The organism is Mucilaginibacter mallensis (assembly GCF_900105165.1).
Taxonomy (GTDB): Bacteria; Bacteroidota; Bacteroidia; order Sphingobacteriales; family Sphingobacteriaceae; genus Mucilaginibacter; species Mucilaginibacter mallensis.
Genome location: NZ_LT629740.1, coordinates 2,566,322 through 2,582,778, shown reverse-complemented (window position 1 = coordinate 2,582,778; position 16,457 = coordinate 2,566,322). Strand labels below are relative to the sequence as shown.

Genomic DNA, 16,457 nt, shown 5'->3' with positions numbered 1-16,457 from the left:
TGAATTATGAGAGGAACCCCTGCAACCAACAGGGGTTTTTTTTTGTGAAATTTTCAATCAGATTTATTTACTTTAGCCTCACCAATAATTGATTTATGACTACTGCAACCAATGCAAAAACCTCACGCAATATAATCTTCCTGGTAATAGTTGCCGCCCTGGGCTATTTTGTTGATATATATGATCTCCTGGTTTTTGCAATTGTAAGGATACCCAGCCTTAAAGCACTTGGCATTACCGACAAAGACGCAATTACTAATGATGGCCATTTTATAATGAACATGCAAATGTTTGGGCTGTTATTAGGTGGCATACTTTGGGGGGTAATGGGTGACAAGATCGGACGGATTAAAGTGCTGTTTGGGTCTATACTGCTATACTCAATTGCCAATTTTGCTAATGGTTTTATTGGTAGTATAAATTTATCTTTTTTAAATATTGATATAGTTCATACTTATGGCATAATAAGGTTTATAGCCGGTATTGGCCTTGCAGGTGAATTAGGCGCAGGCATTACACTGGTTACTGAAACTTTAAGTAAGGAAAAAAGGGGCTATGGTACCATGATAGTAGCTTTTATAGGGCTTTTTGGAGCCGCAGCTGCATATTTTGTTTCACAGTATGGCTGGCAGAAAGCATATATTATCGGTGGTATTTTGGGTGTTCTTTTGCTTTTGTTACGCTTGGGCACATTTGAATCAGGCATGTATAAAAACGTAGAAAAGACTAATGTATCAAAGGGTAACTTTTTTATGCTTTTTACTGATTTTGGCAGATTTAAAAAGTATTTATATTGTATTTTAATAGGTGCCCCTTTATGGTATGTAGTGGGTATATTGGTTACTAATTCACCTGAATTTGGGGTTGCTTTAGGCTCTAAGACTACTTTAAGCGCAGGTGAAGGCATATATTATACCTATCTTGGAATAGCAATAGGTGACATATTTGCCGGTGTGTTATCGCAGGTCATTAAATCAAGAAAGATAACAATGGTCATTTTTCTTTTGTTATCGCTTATAAGTGTTGCATGTTATTTAAACGCAAAGGGACTTGATAGTAAGCAATTTATATGGCTCTGTTTCTTTATGGGATGCTCTGTAGGTTACTGGGCAACATTTGTTACAATTGCCGCCGAACAATTTGGTACAAATATCAGGGCAACTGTGGCAACAACCGCTCCCAACTTTGTGCGGGGATCATTAATACCAATAACATTTGCATTTGATGCGTTTAAAGCACATTACGGCATGATTAACAGCGGTTACATCATGATGGCTATACTCACGGTTATAGCGCTATTCTCATTAAGCCAGTTAAAGGAAACCTTTGGCAAGGACCTGGATTATCTGGAAATTAGTTAGTGAATGGGTGATTGTGTTAATTAGTGAATTGTTGGTTTAGTTAATAAATCAATAGTTTGTTTAGTTTTGCGCTATAATAATTAATCACTCAATCGCTAATTCAGTCCGTCACTCCATGATCAACAAAGAACAAATAAGCGCCGATTACCAACAGATACAGGATGAAATATGTGCCGCGCTTGAACAGGTTGATGGCCAGGCAAAGTTTGAAGAAGAAAAGTGGGAGCGGGAAGGTGGCGGTGGTGGCCGTACACGCATTATACAAAACGGTAATATATTAGAAAAGGGTGGCGTAAACTTTTCAGCTGTGCATGGTAATTTGCCTGCATCAATAAAAAAATCATTGCAAATTGAGCAGGATGATTTTTTTGCTACTGGGATATCTATCGTTATCCACCCAAATCATCCGTTGGTTCCTATTATCCACATGAATATCCGCTATTTTGAGATGCCTTCATCATTTGTGGAGGGGCGACAGCCGGTAAGGTGGTTTGGTGGGGGGATTGATCTTACACCGCATTATGTGATTGATGACGATGCGCGTTTTTTTCATCAATACTTAAAATCGGTATGCGATGCTTATTATCATGATTTTTATCATCGCTTTAAACTTTGGGCCGATGATTATTTCTACATAAAACACCGCAATGAAACCCGTGGGATAGGGGGCATATTCTATGACCGCTTAACTGCTAATGATGAATTATCATGGGATAATATATTTGAGTTTTCAAAAGCTTTAGGCAGATCCTTTATTCCAATCTATACCGAACTGGTTAACCGCAACCGTACTAAAGAATTTACTGACGATCAGCAGCAATGGCAATACCAGCGCCGCAGCCGCTATACCGAGTTTAACCTGGTTTATGATGCAGGTACTAAATTCGGGCTGGAAACAAACGGGCGGATCGAGTCTATTTTAATGAGCTTGCCGCCAACCGCCAAATGGATATACAATTACCAGCCACAACCGGGCAGCGAAGAAGAAAAAACCTTATCGTTATTAAAAAAAGGGATTAACTGGGCTTAGTATGAATCTGATATTTAAGAAGAACCTTATTGTCCTTTTATCATACACAGTTATAATTGTTGGTTTTTCTTTTTTGTTTAATAGGAGTAGTAGATCAATAATCTTATTTGTATACGAGTTGATCGCAGGTTTTCATTTTATGGCGACCCTTATTCTTGCAGCAGTAAATCATTTTCAATTTAACAGAACAAAACGTAACGCTTACATGGCGTCATCAGGAGTAATATGGGCATTGATATTTTTAGTACATTTTTTTAATATATACTGGGGGGTATGAAAATAAATTCTGCAAGTAAGGCTATTATTCTAAGTTCATTATTACTGATACTTACATCATTTCAAACCGCAGATACACTAAAAGGTACCTGGGAATATGCCGGTGATATTTTTAATGATAAAAAAGAACCCGCCCCAACTGCTTACATATTACAAAGAAAATACACTGAGGCTCATTTTGAAGCTTATGTAATAGAAAAAGGATATGTGCCTGAAATGTATGAAACAGGAGATTACACACTAAATGCTGATAGCTGTATTGAAATTCAAACTTTCAGTACACAGGATTCAAAACTGCTGAATATCCCTGTTCACTACCATTATAAAATAAGTAATGATACGCTCATTTTAAAAGGGATCTTACCAAATGGCGAAAGGGTGGAAGAGTACTGGAAAAAGGTAAAATAAAATCTTAACAACAACCCGCCCCAATTAATAGTTAATTATACTTTTTAAAAGCATTTTTGCGCTTATAGCAGCTATAATGTTAGTAAAAATATAATGTAAAATGATATAATTTCTTAACTTCGCAGGTCGTTTAAAAATCATTTTTTTACGACCGATTATAGAGAAGATTTCCACAAATAAATTAAAATGGCTGAAGGAACAGAAAACGATAATCCACAAAAAGAAGACAGAATAATTTCGATAAATATTGACGAGCAAATGCGATCAGCTTACATTGATTATTCAATGTCGGTGATTGTTTCCAGGGCATTGCCTGATGTCCGCGATGGCCTAAAGCCGGTACACAGACGTGTACTTTTCGGTATGCTCGATCTGGGTTTAAATAATAACAAGCCTTATAAAAAATCAGCACGTATAGTAGGGGAAGTAATGGGTAAGTATCACCCGCATGGTGACTCATCTGTTTATGATACCATGGTACGTATGGCCCAGGATTGGAGCTTGCGCTATCCACTGGTTGAAGGCCAGGGTAACTACGGCTCAATTGATGGTGATAACCCTGCGGCAATGCGTTATACGGAGGCAAGATTGGAAAAGATTGCTGAAGAAATGTTGGCCGATATCAATAAAGATACCATTGATTACCAGTTAAACTTTGACGATTCGTTACAAGAGCCAACTGTTTTACCTGCAAAATTCCCTAATCTTTTAGTTAATGGTGCATCGGGTATTGCGGTGGGTATGGCTACTAACATGGCCCCACATAATTTATCGGAGGTGGTTGATGCTACTATAGCATTGATAGATAACCGCCAGATAGAGGTTAGTGAGCTGATGAAATATGTTAAAGGCCCCGATTTCCCGACAGGTGGTATCATCTATGGCTTTGAAGGCCCGCGTGAGGCATTGGAAACAGGCAGGGGCAGGGTAGTATTGCGTGCAAGGGCCGAAATTGAAACTTATAACAACGACCGCGAACGTATCATAGTTACCGAAATACCTTACCAGGTAAACAAGGGCTTAATGATTGAGCGTACTGCTGAGCTTGTTAATGAGAAAAAAATTGAAGGTATCAATGCCATCAGGGATGAATCAAACAGGGAAGGTATCCGTATAGTTTATGAAATAAAACGCGACGCCAATGCAGCCATTGTATTGAACAACCTGTTTAAATATACATCACTGCAAACATCGTTCAGTGTAAATAACATTGCACTGGTACACGGCCGCCCAATGATGCTTAATCTGAAAGATCTGATCCATCATTTTGTTGAGCACAGGCATGAAGTAGTAATACGTCGTACCAAATTTGAATTAGCTGAAGCGCAAAAACGTGCACATATATTAGAAGGTTTATTAATAGCACTTGATCACCTTGATGAAGTTATCAGGCTGATACGTAGTTCAAATACACCTGACGATGCGAGAGAGGGTTTAATAACCCAGTTTAATTTAAGTGACATACAAGCGCGCGCCATACTGGACATGACCCTAAGAAGGTTAACCGGACTGGAACGCGATAAAATAAAGGATGAGTATGATGCCTTAATGAAAACTATCGACTACTTAAACTCTATTTTGGCTGATGAAGGTTTGCGTATGCAGATTATTAAAGACGAACTTTTAGAGATCAAGGAAAAATATGGCGATGAGCGCAAAACCGAAATGGTTCACTCATCAGCAGAGATGAATACTGAAGACTTTATTGAGGATGAAGATGTTGTTATCACTATTTCTCATGAAGGTTATATTAAACGTACACCTTTAACAGAGTACCGCAGGCAGGGCAGAGGAGGCAAAGGTTCAATAGGTAGCAACAGCCGTGATGCCGATTTTATTGAGCATTTACTGGTGGCGTCAAACCACAACTACATGTTGTTCTTTACCGAATCCGGACAATGTTTCTGGCTCAGGGTATTTGAAATTCCGGAAGGAACACGTACCTCAAAAGGCCGTGCAATCCAGAATATCATTAATATTCCGAAAGAAGAGAATATCAAAGCTTATATCAAGATCATCAACCTTAAGGATAAAGAGTATCTTGAAAACAACTATATCATTATGTGTACCCGTAAAGGTACCATCAAGAAAACCTCGCTTGAGGCTTACTCACGTCCGCGTGCAAATGGTATAAACGCTATCAATATTAATGAAGGTGATTCATTGCTTGAGGCTAATTTAACCAGTGGCAGCAGCGAAATTGTTATGGCGCTTAAATCAGGTCGTGCTATACGCTTTAATGAGGCAACTGTTAGGCCAATGGGACGTACTGCTACCGGTGTGCGTGGTATATCACTTGATAATGATAATGATGAGGTTGTTGGTATGATCAGTATCGATAACCCTGAAACTACAGTGCTTGTGGTATCAGAAAAAGGTTACGGCAAACGTACTGATATTGATGACTACAGGGTAACCAACCGTGGTGGTAAAGGTGTTAAAACACTTAATATAACTGAAAAAACCGGAAACCTTGTGGCCATAAAAGGTGTTACTGATAAGGAAGATCTAATGATCATTAACAGATCAGGTGTGATAATACGTATTGCAGTAAGTGAGTTGAGGACAATGGGCAGGGCTACTCAAGGTGTTAGATTAATTACCTTAAAAGGAAATGATGAAATTGCGTCAGTTGCAAAAATTGAGCATGATGAGGATGAAGAAACTGAACTTGATGCTAATGCCGAAGGTGATGAAACTAATACCGAGTCATCAACAGATGATGTAACCGAATAAATTCATATATGCAGAGCCGTAAAATAATAATACCGGTTTTATTTTTGTTGTTTATTACACCTTATGCCTTCTGCCAGTCGGAAGTGTTTAAGCCTGTAATAAACAACTTAGCGCTTTATAAGAAAAAGAAAGATCTTAAATACTTAGGAGCTGCCAAAAAATCAATTGATAGTTTGTTTACCACCAAGGCTGATTCATCAGACCTGAAAAAAATTGTTTATAGGATAGTAGTAAACTCAAGTATATTGTATATCGATTCATTAAATACCCTTAAACAGCCTGATATTCTTCTTGATCAGACAGTAAAATGGATGGATAAAATATCTTTGAGCAAAAAGATAAACAGATTCCGCGATGAAATGGATTTTTCAAACGATTGCATCGCCAACGTTTATATCCGCAAGGGCTTTGCCTATATGTATACCTCCGATTTCTCTAATGCCGAAAAAGCATTTATAAAAGCTCAGGAATATGCGCCTTCATTTAAACAATTGAATTTTTACATTGCATATTCAAATAATAAACTGGGTAATTTAAAAGATGCGGCCAAATACTATGATAACCTGATAAGTACGGATAGTACTAAAGCGGAGTACATAGAAACAGTATCAAATATCTATAAATCAATAGGTGATACTGCTAAAGCACTTGAAGCACTTCAAAAGGGCAGAAGGCGTTTACCAGATGATAAATTGTTGCTGCTTGATCAGGCTAACATCTATAATAACCAAAAAAATTATGATGCACTGGCGCCGCTATTAGGCACATTGCTTGCTAATTATCCTAATAACGCTGATATTGCATTTGTTGCTGCTAATTGTTATGACCATTTAGGCCTGTATGATAAAGCAGAACCCCTTTATTTACGTGCCATAGATCTGAATAGTGCTGCATATGATCCGGTACTGAATTTGGGCGTACTTTATTTTAAGGAAAGCCTTATAAAAAAAGGAAATGATCAGCAAAAATATATTTCACAGGCTACTCAATTATTAGAAACAGCTAATGAAATATCACCAAATGATGCAAGAAGTTTAGAGGTATTACAACTGGTTTATGAAAAAACTCAAAACAAAAACCAGTTGTTGAATGTAACTAACAAATTAAAAGAATTAAATAACCAATAATTATATTATGAAAATCAAATTTTTGATAACTGGTCTCTTAGGCTTACTTTCAGTTGCAGCATTTGCACAAAAAGGCGAATTAAATAACGCAAAGGAGCAATACGAGAAATATGATGCATTAAGAGGCGGATCTTTAAAACTGGCTCTTACAAGTCTCACCGATGCTAAAACATCAATAGATAAAGCATCATTAAATGATAAAACATCAGCTCTTCCTTTAACGTTTGCATTAAAAGGAGCCATTTATGCAGCTTTAACTGTTCAGGATACTGTTCCTGCTACATCATTACCGAACTTTAAAATTGCTGATGATGCATTAGGGAAAGCCAAAACATTAGATTCAGCAAAACAGGAGAACAAAAAAATAATTGATAATGCTTATCTTAATCTAGCGCAATATCAATTTAATAAGGGTAGGGCTGAATTTCAGGATAAGAAATTTGAGATGGCTTACCATTCATTCGACTATTTCCGCCAGGTTTTGCCAAATGATACTACAGCTTTATATGCAACAGGGCTGGCAGCAGCAAATGTAGGTGCAACAAACCCTAAATATTATGCTATTGCTATAACTGATTATAATAAATTGCTAACTACAAATTATTCGCAGAACGCCACAATTTATTACGATCTATCCTCTATTTATTTATCAAATAAGGATACTGCAAGTGCTTTTAAAATATCAGGAGATGGTGTTGCAAAATATCCTGCAGATAATAACCTTCGTAGGAGAGAAATTGAAATAGGCTTGCAATCAGGTAAGCAAGATCAATTAATAGGTAAGATCCAAAGCGCTATAACCAGCGATCCTAAAAATAAAACCTTATATTATTACTTAGGGATAACTTATGCGCAGATAGCTGAATCTATTGGCGATAAGCAATCAAAAACAAAAGATGCTGCAGCTAAAGCCGCATTAGAGCAATCAAAAGTTGATAACTATAACAAAGCCGCCGAGGCCTATAAAAAAGCATTGGGTGTTGATCCAAGTTATGCTGATGCCAGCTTAAGCTTAGGATATGTTGCAGTTGAGCCAGCGCTTGATCTGTACAATGCCGCTAACCAGTTGCCAACAAACCAACAAAAGAAATATGATGCAGATATGGCCCAGGTTCAGGTATTAATTGAAGCTGCAAAACCATATTTACAAAAAGCTGTTGATTTGAATCCTAAATCGCCGGAGGCTTTACAAAACTTAAAATCATATTACCTGGTGAAAAGGGATATGACTAATGCTAATCTTATTCAAAAGAAGATAGAAGCATTAGGAGGTAAGTAATTTATTAGAGAGGGCTTTTTAAAACAGCCCTCTCTTTATTTTAATATTACTTAACATAATGTTAATTATGTGAATAATATTCAATAGGTAAATAGGAAGCTTAAGTCGATGATAAAACAGAAACCATTACATATAAAAAGCCCTGATATATCGCATACATATCAGGGCTTTTTATATGGAGTAAACTAAGAATCTACATTTTCTTTGTAGTATCTTTTTTAGTTGTGTCAACTTTTGTAGTATCCATTTTCTTAGTGGTATCTGTGGCCGGTGCGCTCATTGCAGAATCTTTGGCTGTGCTGTCAGAGCCACTTGCTTTTTTTTCAGAGCTACAGCCGGTTGCAATTGAACCTATCATTGTCGCTACAAGAGCGAAACCTAAAATGTGCTTTTTCATAGATAATCGTTTTAATATGTTTTATTAGTTGAATTAACGTTACAACCGTGATAATTTGATATTGTTTGTAAATAGCCTTGTTCAAATTGTAACAATTGTATGAAATGGTTAAACATCGTTATTGTACGTTAACGTATGTTAATATAATCACTAATAAGATGATGCTGTGCTACATTTGATAATCATCGATCGATATCGCCATGAAAAAGAAACTGAATATTTTATTTGTATTAATAAGCCTGTCGTTATTAGGCATAATTGTTTTCCAGATCTACTGGACGTTTAATGCCTATAAAGTAAACAAGGAGAAGTTTGACAATAATATCGACCTGGCCATGCAAAAGGCTATGGACGATTGTAAAAAGGATTATTTCGATTCAATCCGTTTAGTTTTAGTTAAGCGATTAAGTGATCCGGTTATAAAAATAAGGATAGATACCTTACATGAGGCAGACATTGTTCATAAACAATTATCAATTTACATAACAAGCAAGCACTCAGGTTTAGGCGAGCCTTTTCATATTACATCTCCCCAACTGGATTATTATCGGAATATGATCAAACATAAGGCAACATTGCCTGAGGTGCTTACAGAAGCTTCATTCTATATGCCAGACTTGATGAATGACTGGTCATTATTGCTCGGAATGGATGATATTACAGATCATCAGGATGAAATGCTTACTTATTTAAAAGCACACAGTGATATACCAAGTGATAGTATTATGGCGCACAAAAATTTAACGCCATACGGTATTTATGCATTACCTGAAAATTACAGGCAAAGCGATAGCATTAAATTGCGAAATTATTTTGAACAGGAACTGGAGAAAATGCACATCCATTCAAATTTCGACCTTCAATTTGCGATGCATCCCACATCCCCACAAAAACTCACTACCAATTATAGCGAAACAAATGAATATAGTTATAAGTATCATGGTTTTGTATTTCTGCATATTCGGGGTGATGAATTTTTTGTACGTGCAGCATTCGGTAAGGTTCAATATGTAGTATTAAAAAGCATGCTTACCCCTCTCCTGCTGTCTTTGTTGTTAATTCTATTTACCGTTTATTGTTTTAATTATATCATCCAGCTGGTTATTCATCAAAATAAACTTGCTGAGCTGAAAGATGATTTCATTAATAACATGACGCATGAATTAAAAACCCCGATTGCTACAATAACTGTTGCTATTGAAGGGCTCCAAAAGTTTAATGCTTTAAATGATGCTGAGAAAACGCAACGTTATTTGCAGATCTCAAAAGGCGAATTGTCTAAATTAAATAACCTGGTTTCAAAAGTTCTTAATATAGCAGCCTTTGAAAATAAGGATATTGATCTGGTTAAAGAGCCAATAAATGTGGACGAGCTTGTAAACAGCATCATAGCCTCAGAACAGCTGAAAGCTGATAAAAAAGTAAATTTCACGTATAGCAACATAGATAAAATAATTACGATTTATGCCGATAAGTTGCACCTTGGAAACGTGTTGAATAATATAATTGATAACGCGATTAAATACAGTAATGAGCCTGTAGAGATACTTATTGCCTGCTTTAAACAAAACAAGAACCTGATTTTTTCTGTAAAAGATAACGGTATAGGCATACCTGCAGATCATATCAATCAGATATTTGATAAATTCCATCGTGTACCTACAGGTAATGTTCATAATGTAAAAGGTACAGGTTTAGGGTTAAGCTATTCAAAATATATAATTGAAGCGCATGGAGGAACGATTGGTGTAAAAAGCGAAATTAATACAGGCAGTGAATTTATTGTTTCCATACCTTTAAGCAATGGATAATATAACGGTTTTATTAGCAGAAGATGAGATGGCATTGGCCCACATTGTACGTGAGAGCCTGGAAGAGCGCAATTTTAAGGTGATTTTATGTGCAAATGGCGAACAGGCTATTGAGCAATACAGGAAGCTTAAACCAGATGTATTAGCGCTTGATATTATGATGCCCAAAATTGATGGTTTTGAGGTGGCCCGGCAGATACGTGAAATTGATGTAAACACCCCAATAATATTTATAACCGCGCGTTCGCAGATTAAGGATGTAGTTAACGGCTTTGAAATTGGTGCCAATGATTACTTGAAAAAGCCATTCAGTGTTGAAGAATTGATAGTCAGGATAAAGGCTCTGCTAAGAACCAAGCGAACGCATGATAATATAACAAAGGCAATTAAAATAGATAATGAACCGCTTAAAATAGGCGATATTTTATTTAATCCTATAAAAAACACCATCCAGCATAATAATAGTGGAATCGTACATTTAACCGCCCGTGAAAGTGCTGTGCTATATCAGCTATGTCAGCCTAATATGGAATCCGTTCCCCGTAAAGTGCTGCTTCAAAAAATATGGGGTAATGACAATGTTTTTAATGCCCGCAGCCTTGATGTTTTTATTACCAAATTGCGCCGCCATCTTGAAGCCGACCCCAATATACAGCTCATTAACATACGCGGAATTGGGTATAAATTAGTCTGGTAGCTACTTTGTTTAAAACTATTTTAAGGAAATTCTAATCCTATACGCATCATTTTAATTCAAATTTCTGATATTTAAGCCATATGCCGGTCTCAGAGAATTCATTAAAATGGGTGATGCGTTTTTATCCCCCCTTATTTTTTCAGCGCATTTGGGTGGTTCAATTTGATGATGGGTTCCGGGGGGTTGAGGTAAAGATCACTAAAAGCATGTGGAACCGGAATTATAATGATTCCATTTTTGGCGGAACAATTTTTGCCGCTGCCGATCCGTTTTATCCTGTACTTTTTCACCAGATACTTAGTCATAAAGGTTATAATATTAAGGCCTGGGCAAAATCATCCGAAATAAAATTTTTAAAGCCCGGCCACAACAATCTATCTTTTAAAATACAACTGGATGAAGCGGAAATTATTGAAGCAGAAGAAATATTAAACGCTATAGGCAAATATACCAAGGTTTACCCTATCAATATTTACGATAAAAATGGCGTACTTGTAGCCTCTGTGCTGAATGAAATATACATGCGTAATTTGAATTTTACAGAAAATGCACACAGTGATAAATGATGAAGCTTTCCTGAAAAAAGGATTTAAGATCTCAACAGATAAAAGCCTGCTTGATTTTGATATGATCTATAATTATTTGAGCAAGGAATCATATTGGTCAAAAGGCATACCTGTTGAAAAGGTTAAAGAATCAATTGAAAGCTCTATGTGTTTTGGAATTTATAAAGATGATAAGCAAATAGGCTTCGCGCGCGTAATTACCGATAAAGCCATCTTTGCATACCTTTGTGATGTTTTTATACTGGAGGATTTCAGGCGTTTGGGATTATCAAAATGGCTAATGCAAACCATTTTATCACATCCGGATCTACAAGGGTTACGACGCTGGTTGCTCGCAACTGCCGATGCACATGGATTATATAACCAATTTGGCTTTACAACCATAAACAATCCTGAAAGATGGTTGGGGATTTATACACCTTTTAAAACCGACGGAGAGCATAAGTGAACATGAACATCAAAAAACTGATTTTTGAAGGAGAAGGTGTATCGCTCGACTTTAAAAAAACCATATCCAGTTGTGAAAAAATAGCCCGTACCATGGTATCATTCGCCAATAATAAAGGTGGCCGATTACTTATAGGCGTGGCCGATGACGGCGCTATTAAAGGTGTAAAATCTGAAGATGAAGAGCGTTATATGATTACACGCGCTTGCCATTTTTTTAGCCGCCCGGCATTGGAACCTGAGTTTGAAGAGGTTTATGTTGATGATAAATTAGTGCTGGTTGTTAATATACCCGAAAGCACCTTAAAGCCACACTACGCACTGGCCGAAGATGGCAAATGGTGGGTATATGTGCGGGTAAAGGATAAAAGCGTACTGGCCAGCAAAATTGTGGTTGATGTGTTGAAGCATTCGTCGAGTGATAAAGGAGTATTGATAGAGTATTCGGATAATGAAAGGAGCTTGTTAGCTTATCTTGAAAAAAGCAACCGTATAACTGTTAAGGAATTTTGCCAGCTGCTTAATTTAACCCGTAAGCGGGCTCAGCGCATTTTAGTCGACCTCGTATTATCAGGCATTATACGGATCCATACAACTGAAAAAGAGGAATATTATACAGCGATTTAAATTTATGAGTTGTGAACGATAAGTAGTGAATGGTTTCCAAATAGTGTATCTCATCACTCACTACTCACCCATTCAGCACTCCCTACCCAATTATGAAAAACCTCTATCTTAAATATAAGCCTCACTACCGTGATAACCTTAAACTGGCTATTCCGGTAGTGATATCGCAATTGGGGCACACATTGGTTCAAACATCTGATAGTATAATAGTCGGGCATTTTTCTGGTACTATTAGCTTAGCAGCCGTATCATTAGTAAACAGCATTTTTATTTTACCAATGGTAATTGGCCTGGGTATTTCATACGGCTTAACCCCGCTTATTGCCCAACGTAACGGGCGAAAAGAATTTGTGGCCTGCGGTAAATTACTTGCTAATAGTTTATTTATAAATATTATCAGCAGTATAATCCTTTTTTCAGGATTGTATTTTGGTTCGGTATATGTGTTGAATCATTTAGACCAAACACCGGCGGTTGTTATACAGGCTAAGCCCTATTTATTTTTGTTGGGATTGTCAATTATCCCTATGCTCATCTATAACACTTTTAAACAATTTACTGAAGGACTTGGGTTTACAAAACAGGCCATGGTAATATCAATAAGCGGTAATATACTTAACGTTATACTGGGTATTATTTTTGTAAAAGGTATGTTCGGCATTGCACCAATGGGTATAAAGGGTGTTGGTTATAGCACGCTGATCGATCGTTGTTTGATGGCTATTGTAATGGGCTTTTATGTATTCCGTGCTCAGAAATTCAAAATGTATTTAAAGGGATTTACTATTAACAGTATAAATTATATCCGGGGTTTAAAGATAATGCAGATAGGAACACCCGTTGCCCTGCAATATACTTTTGAACTGAGCGCCTTTAGCGGAGCAGCACTTTTAATAGGAACAATTGGCCCTGTACAGCAAGCGGCACACCAGGTGGCTATTAACCTGGCGGCTATTACTTATATGATATCAAGCGGTGTTGGCGCAGCGGCTACTATACGGGCAGGCAATTATTATGGAGTAAAGGATCATGACAAATTAAGATCATCAGCCATATCCAGTTACCATATTGTTATAGTTATTATGTGTAGTACGGCTTTGTTATTTAGCCTTGGGAATAACTTATTACCATATATTTATACTACAGATAAAAATGTAATAGCCTTTGCAGCACAGTTACTTATAATTGCTGCAGTATTTCAATTATTTGATGGCGCGCAGGTTGTTGGCCTTGGTATTTTGCGTGGTATGGGCGATGTTAATATTCCAACCTTTATTACATTTTTAGCTTATTGGGTTGTAGGCTTGCCCGTTGGTTATTACCTGGGCATGCACTTAAACTGGGGCGCACAAGGCATTTGGTGTGGGTTGGTATTGGGATTGCTGGTATCTGCAGTTTTGTTGTTTTTCCGTTTTCAGTTTATGAGCAAGCGGTATCGTTATCAAACAGTATGAGGTATCAGACTTAAAAGTAAAGCTGATTTGCAACCCGAAAGGTATTACAATGTGCTTCAACTATATCCCTGATTTGCGGTGAATAGCCCCCTCCCATGCTCACCTGTACAGGAATTTTATGCTTGATACATTGTTCAAACACAAATTGGTCGCGCTGTTTACATCCTTCACGACTTAAAGCCAGTTTACCCAACTTGTCTGATTGCAACACATCAACCCCGGATAAATAAAATATAAAATCAGGCTTTTGCTGGTTGATGATTTTAGGTAAGGCATCATATAATAATTCCAGATATTCGTTATCTGTAATACCATCAGTCAAAGAGATATCCAGATCAGACCGCTCCTTTCGGAATGGGAAATTATTAGCACCATGCATTGAAAAGGTAAATACTCGCGGCTCATTTTCAAATATCTGGGCTGTTCCATTGCCCTGATGCACATCTAAATCAATTATTAATATAGATGAGGCTAATTTGTTATTTAACAAATAATTAGCAGCCATAGCCTGGTCGTTCAGCAAACAAAATCCTTCGCCCCAATTAGTGCCTGCATGGTGTGTTCCACCGGCAACATTAAAAGCTACACCGTGGTCAAAAGTATAATAACAACCATCAATTGTGCCTTTGCCAATCCTTATTTCACGTTCAATTAGTTGTGCGGACAAAGGAAAACCAATGCGCCTTTGCTCCCTTGGCGGCAAGGTAAGATCGCGCAATTGCTGCCAGTAAGCGGTATCATGCGTCCACAAGATCACTTCTTCATCCAGTAATCCGGGCGAAAATAGATTCTCTTCTTTTATCAAACCTTCGTGTAGCAATTGCGCGGGTATCAGCTCATATTTAAGCATCGGAAAACGATGCCCCTCGGGTAAGGGATGAGCATATATGGGATCATAAGCTATTTTTAGCATGATTGGAGCGCTATAAGCCAATTTCCTTCACGGCGGATGTCAGAATACTTCCCGCAACAAAAACGTCTTTAAATGAATTATATAGCGGCACAGGGCTCAATCTGATAACGTTTGGTTCCCGCCAGTCGCCAATTACGCCGTTTACAGTCAGATAATCGAATATTTCACGGGCTTTTTCACTGCAAACTATTGAAAGCTGGCATCCGCGATCTTGTTTATTCTTCGGTGTGATGATCCTGAATATCGCCTTGCCAAAATTGTTATTTATTTCATTTAGCACAAACTCAAAATAGCCTGTCAGGAGCTCGCTTTTTACCCGCAGGACTTCTATCCCACCAGCTTGTTCAAAAATGTCAAGAGAGGCCTTATGCAGGGCCATCAGCATAATTGGCGGTGTGCTCACCTGCCATCCATCAGCGCCTTTTGCGGCCTGGAAGCCGGGAGCCATTAAAAAGCGCTTATCCTGCCTGTACCCCCACCAGCCTGCAAATCGGTTAAGGGTTTTATCATCAAAGTGCTTTTCATGTACAAAAATGCCGCTTATCCCACCGGGCCCTGAGTTCATATACTTGTATGAACACCAGCAGGCAAAATCTACATTCCAGTTGTGCAGTTTTACCGGAACATTCCCTGCAGCATGTGCCAAATCAAACCCTGCAATTGCTCCTGCCTGATGCGCTGCTTTGGTTATTGCCGCTATATCAAAAAACTGACCGGTATAATAATTTATACCGCTGAAGAGCACCAGCGCCAGTTCATCAGCATTGCTATTTATAATCTCCAGGATGTCTTCAGTTCTTAAAGTATCTTCGCTATTGCGTGGAAAGATCTCAATAATTGCATCTTTGGGATCATGACCATGGAACTTCACCTGGCTCTCCAATGCATATTGATCTGAGGGGAAAGCACCCCCTTCCATTATGATTTTATATCTTTTATCTTTTGATTTATAGAAACTTACCATCAGCAAATGAAGGTTTACTGTAAGTGAGTTCATTGCCGTTACTTCATCTTCCTTAGCACCAACAATAGCTGAAAGGGTACCGGAAAGTTGCTTGTGATAAGCTATCCATGGATCATCACCATTAAACCAGCCTTCAACGCCCAACTGCTGCCAGGCATTAAGCTGTGCTGTGATATATTGTTGTGCCGATGCGGGCTGCAGGCCTAGTGAGTTGCCACATAAATAAATTGCATCGTGACCATTATGCTGTGGAATTAAAAATTTATCACGAAAACCCTTTAGTGAATCCTGTTCATCGAGCTGGGTGGCAAAGGCCAAAGTATTTTGATAATCCATCGGTCAATATTACAAAAAAGAGCAATGA

15 protein-coding genes are annotated in these 16,457 nt (G+C 37.7%); 12 read left to right on the top strand and 3 right to left on the bottom strand.

Annotated elements, in window-relative coordinates:
• Positions 1–95: 95 nt before the first annotated feature.
• From BLU33_RS10680 to BLU33_RS10650, 6 genes are all read left to right on the top strand, one after another.
• Positions 96–1,361 carry an MFS transporter gene (locus BLU33_RS10680; protein ID WP_091372217.1) on the top strand — a complete coding sequence of 422 codons (1,266 nt, stop codon included), beginning with the start codon at positions 96–98 and terminating at the stop codon, positions 1,359–1,361.
• A 115-nt stretch (positions 1,362–1,476) separates the two neighbouring features.
• Positions 1,477–2,391, top strand: a complete 915-nt coding sequence (gene hemF, locus BLU33_RS10675) for an oxygen-dependent coproporphyrinogen oxidase (protein ID WP_091372214.1) — start codon at positions 1,477–1,479, stop codon at positions 2,389–2,391.
• A gap of 273 nt (positions 2,392–2,664) precedes the next feature.
• On the top strand, positions 2,665–3,075 hold the full coding sequence (locus BLU33_RS10665; RefSeq protein WP_091372208.1) for a hypothetical protein: 411 nt from the start codon (positions 2,665–2,667) through the stop codon (positions 3,073–3,075).
• A 186-nt stretch (positions 3,076–3,261) separates the two neighbouring features.
• Positions 3,262–5,811 (top strand): DNA gyrase subunit A, encoded by a 2,550-nt coding sequence (gyrA, locus tag BLU33_RS10660; protein WP_091372205.1) that lies wholly within the window; start codon positions 3,262–3,264, stop codon positions 5,809–5,811.
• Between the two features lie 8 nt (positions 5,812–5,819).
• Positions 5,820–6,938: a tetratricopeptide repeat protein gene (locus tag BLU33_RS10655; protein ID WP_091372202.1), complete on the top strand. Its 1,119-nt coding sequence runs from the start codon at positions 5,820–5,822 to the stop codon at positions 6,936–6,938.
• Between the two features lie 7 nt (positions 6,939–6,945).
• Complete coding sequence (locus BLU33_RS10650) at positions 6,946–8,217, top strand: tetratricopeptide repeat protein (RefSeq protein ID WP_091372199.1); 1,272 nt, start codon at positions 6,946–6,948, stop codon at positions 8,215–8,217.
• Positions 8,218–8,410: 193 nt separating this feature from the next.
• Here the strand turns inward: BLU33_RS10650 and BLU33_RS25080 are convergent, their stop codons facing one another.
• Positions 8,411–8,614, bottom strand: coding sequence for a hypothetical protein (locus tag BLU33_RS25080; protein WP_157682115.1), 204 nt, complete (start codon positions 8,612–8,614; stop codon positions 8,411–8,413).
• A gap of 200 nt (positions 8,615–8,814) precedes the next feature.
• On the opposite strand from BLU33_RS25080, the gene BLU33_RS10645 reads away from it, so the two are divergent.
• The 6 genes from BLU33_RS10645 (at position 8,815) to BLU33_RS10620 (ending at position 14,216) form a co-directional block, all read left to right on the top strand.
• Positions 8,815–10,425, top strand: a complete 1,611-nt coding sequence (locus BLU33_RS10645; RefSeq protein ID WP_091372196.1) for a sensor histidine kinase — start codon at positions 8,815–8,817, stop codon at positions 10,423–10,425.
• Positions 10,418–11,122 carry a response regulator transcription factor gene (locus BLU33_RS10640; RefSeq protein ID WP_091372193.1) on the top strand — a complete coding sequence of 235 codons (705 nt, stop codon included), beginning with the start codon at positions 10,418–10,420 and terminating at the stop codon, positions 11,120–11,122. The genes BLU33_RS10645 and BLU33_RS10640 overlap by 8 nt, the downstream gene beginning before the upstream one ends.
• 80 nt (positions 11,123–11,202) lie before the next feature.
• Positions 11,203–11,688, top strand: a complete 486-nt coding sequence (locus BLU33_RS10635) for a DUF4442 domain-containing protein (RefSeq protein WP_091372189.1) — start codon at positions 11,203–11,205, stop codon at positions 11,686–11,688.
• A complete protein-coding gene (locus BLU33_RS10630) occupies positions 11,669–12,136 on the top strand; it encodes a GNAT family N-acetyltransferase (RefSeq protein ID WP_091372186.1) in 468 nt (155 codons plus the stop codon). Before BLU33_RS10635 ends, BLU33_RS10630 begins: the two co-directional genes overlap by 20 nt.
• A 2-nt stretch (positions 12,137–12,138) precedes the next feature.
• Positions 12,139–12,762, top strand: coding sequence for an RNA-binding domain-containing protein (locus tag BLU33_RS10625; RefSeq protein ID WP_091372183.1), 624 nt, complete (start codon positions 12,139–12,141; stop codon positions 12,760–12,762).
• Between the two features lie 92 nt (positions 12,763–12,854).
• Positions 12,855–14,216, top strand: coding sequence for an MATE family efflux transporter (locus BLU33_RS10620; protein ID WP_091372180.1), 1,362 nt, complete (start codon positions 12,855–12,857; stop codon positions 14,214–14,216).
• Positions 14,217–14,226: 10 nt separating this feature from the next.
• On the opposite strand, the gene BLU33_RS10615 is transcribed toward BLU33_RS10620, so the two are convergent.
• Positions 14,227–15,129, bottom strand: coding sequence for a histone deacetylase family protein (locus tag BLU33_RS10615; protein ID WP_091372177.1), 903 nt, complete (start codon positions 15,127–15,129; stop codon positions 14,227–14,229).
• A gap of 10 nt (positions 15,130–15,139) precedes the next feature.
• On the bottom strand, positions 15,140–16,429 hold the full coding sequence (kynU, locus tag BLU33_RS10610) for a kynureninase (protein ID WP_091372175.1): 1,290 nt from the start codon (positions 16,427–16,429) through the stop codon (positions 15,140–15,142).
• Positions 16,430–16,457 lie beyond the last annotated feature (28 nt).

Bases quoted from the DNA above. Each gene is read 5' to 3' on its own strand.
- BLU33_RS10630 (WP_091372186.1), top strand. From the start codon at position 11,669: ATGCACACAGTGATAAATGATGAAGCTTTCCTGAAAAAAGGATTTAAG.
- BLU33_RS10655 (WP_091372202.1), top strand. From the start codon at position 5,820: ATGCAGAGCCGTAAAATAATAATACCGGTTTTATTTTTGTTGTTTATT.
- kynU (WP_091372175.1), bottom strand. From the start codon at position 16,429: ATGGATTATCAAAATACTTTGGCCTTTGCCACCCAGCTCGATGAACAG.
- BLU33_RS10635 (WP_091372189.1), top strand. From the start codon at position 11,203: ATGCCGGTCTCAGAGAATTCATTAAAATGGGTGATGCGTTTTTATCCC.
- BLU33_RS10680 (WP_091372217.1), top strand. From the start codon at position 96: ATGACTACTGCAACCAATGCAAAAACCTCACGCAATATAATCTTCCTG.
- BLU33_RS10650 (WP_091372199.1), top strand. From the start codon at position 6,946: ATGAAAATCAAATTTTTGATAACTGGTCTCTTAGGCTTACTTTCAGTT.
- BLU33_RS10665 (WP_091372208.1), top strand. From the start codon at position 2,665: ATGAAAATAAATTCTGCAAGTAAGGCTATTATTCTAAGTTCATTATTA.
- hemF (WP_091372214.1), top strand. From the start codon at position 1,477: ATGATCAACAAAGAACAAATAAGCGCCGATTACCAACAGATACAGGAT.
- BLU33_RS10615 (WP_091372177.1), bottom strand. From the start codon at position 15,129: ATGCTAAAAATAGCTTATGATCCCATATATGCTCATCCCTTACCCGAG.
- BLU33_RS10620 (WP_091372180.1), top strand. From the start codon at position 12,855: ATGAAAAACCTCTATCTTAAATATAAGCCTCACTACCGTGATAACCTT.
- BLU33_RS10640 (WP_091372193.1), top strand. From the start codon at position 10,418: ATGGATAATATAACGGTTTTATTAGCAGAAGATGAGATGGCATTGGCC.
- BLU33_RS25080 (WP_157682115.1), bottom strand. From the start codon at position 8,614: ATGAAAAAGCACATTTTAGGTTTCGCTCTTGTAGCGACAATGATAGGT.
- BLU33_RS10645 (WP_091372196.1), top strand. From the start codon at position 8,815: ATGAAAAAGAAACTGAATATTTTATTTGTATTAATAAGCCTGTCGTTA.
- gyrA (WP_091372205.1), top strand. From the start codon at position 3,262: ATGGCTGAAGGAACAGAAAACGATAATCCACAAAAAGAAGACAGAATA.
- BLU33_RS10625 (WP_091372183.1), top strand. From the start codon at position 12,139: ATGAACATCAAAAAACTGATTTTTGAAGGAGAAGGTGTATCGCTCGAC.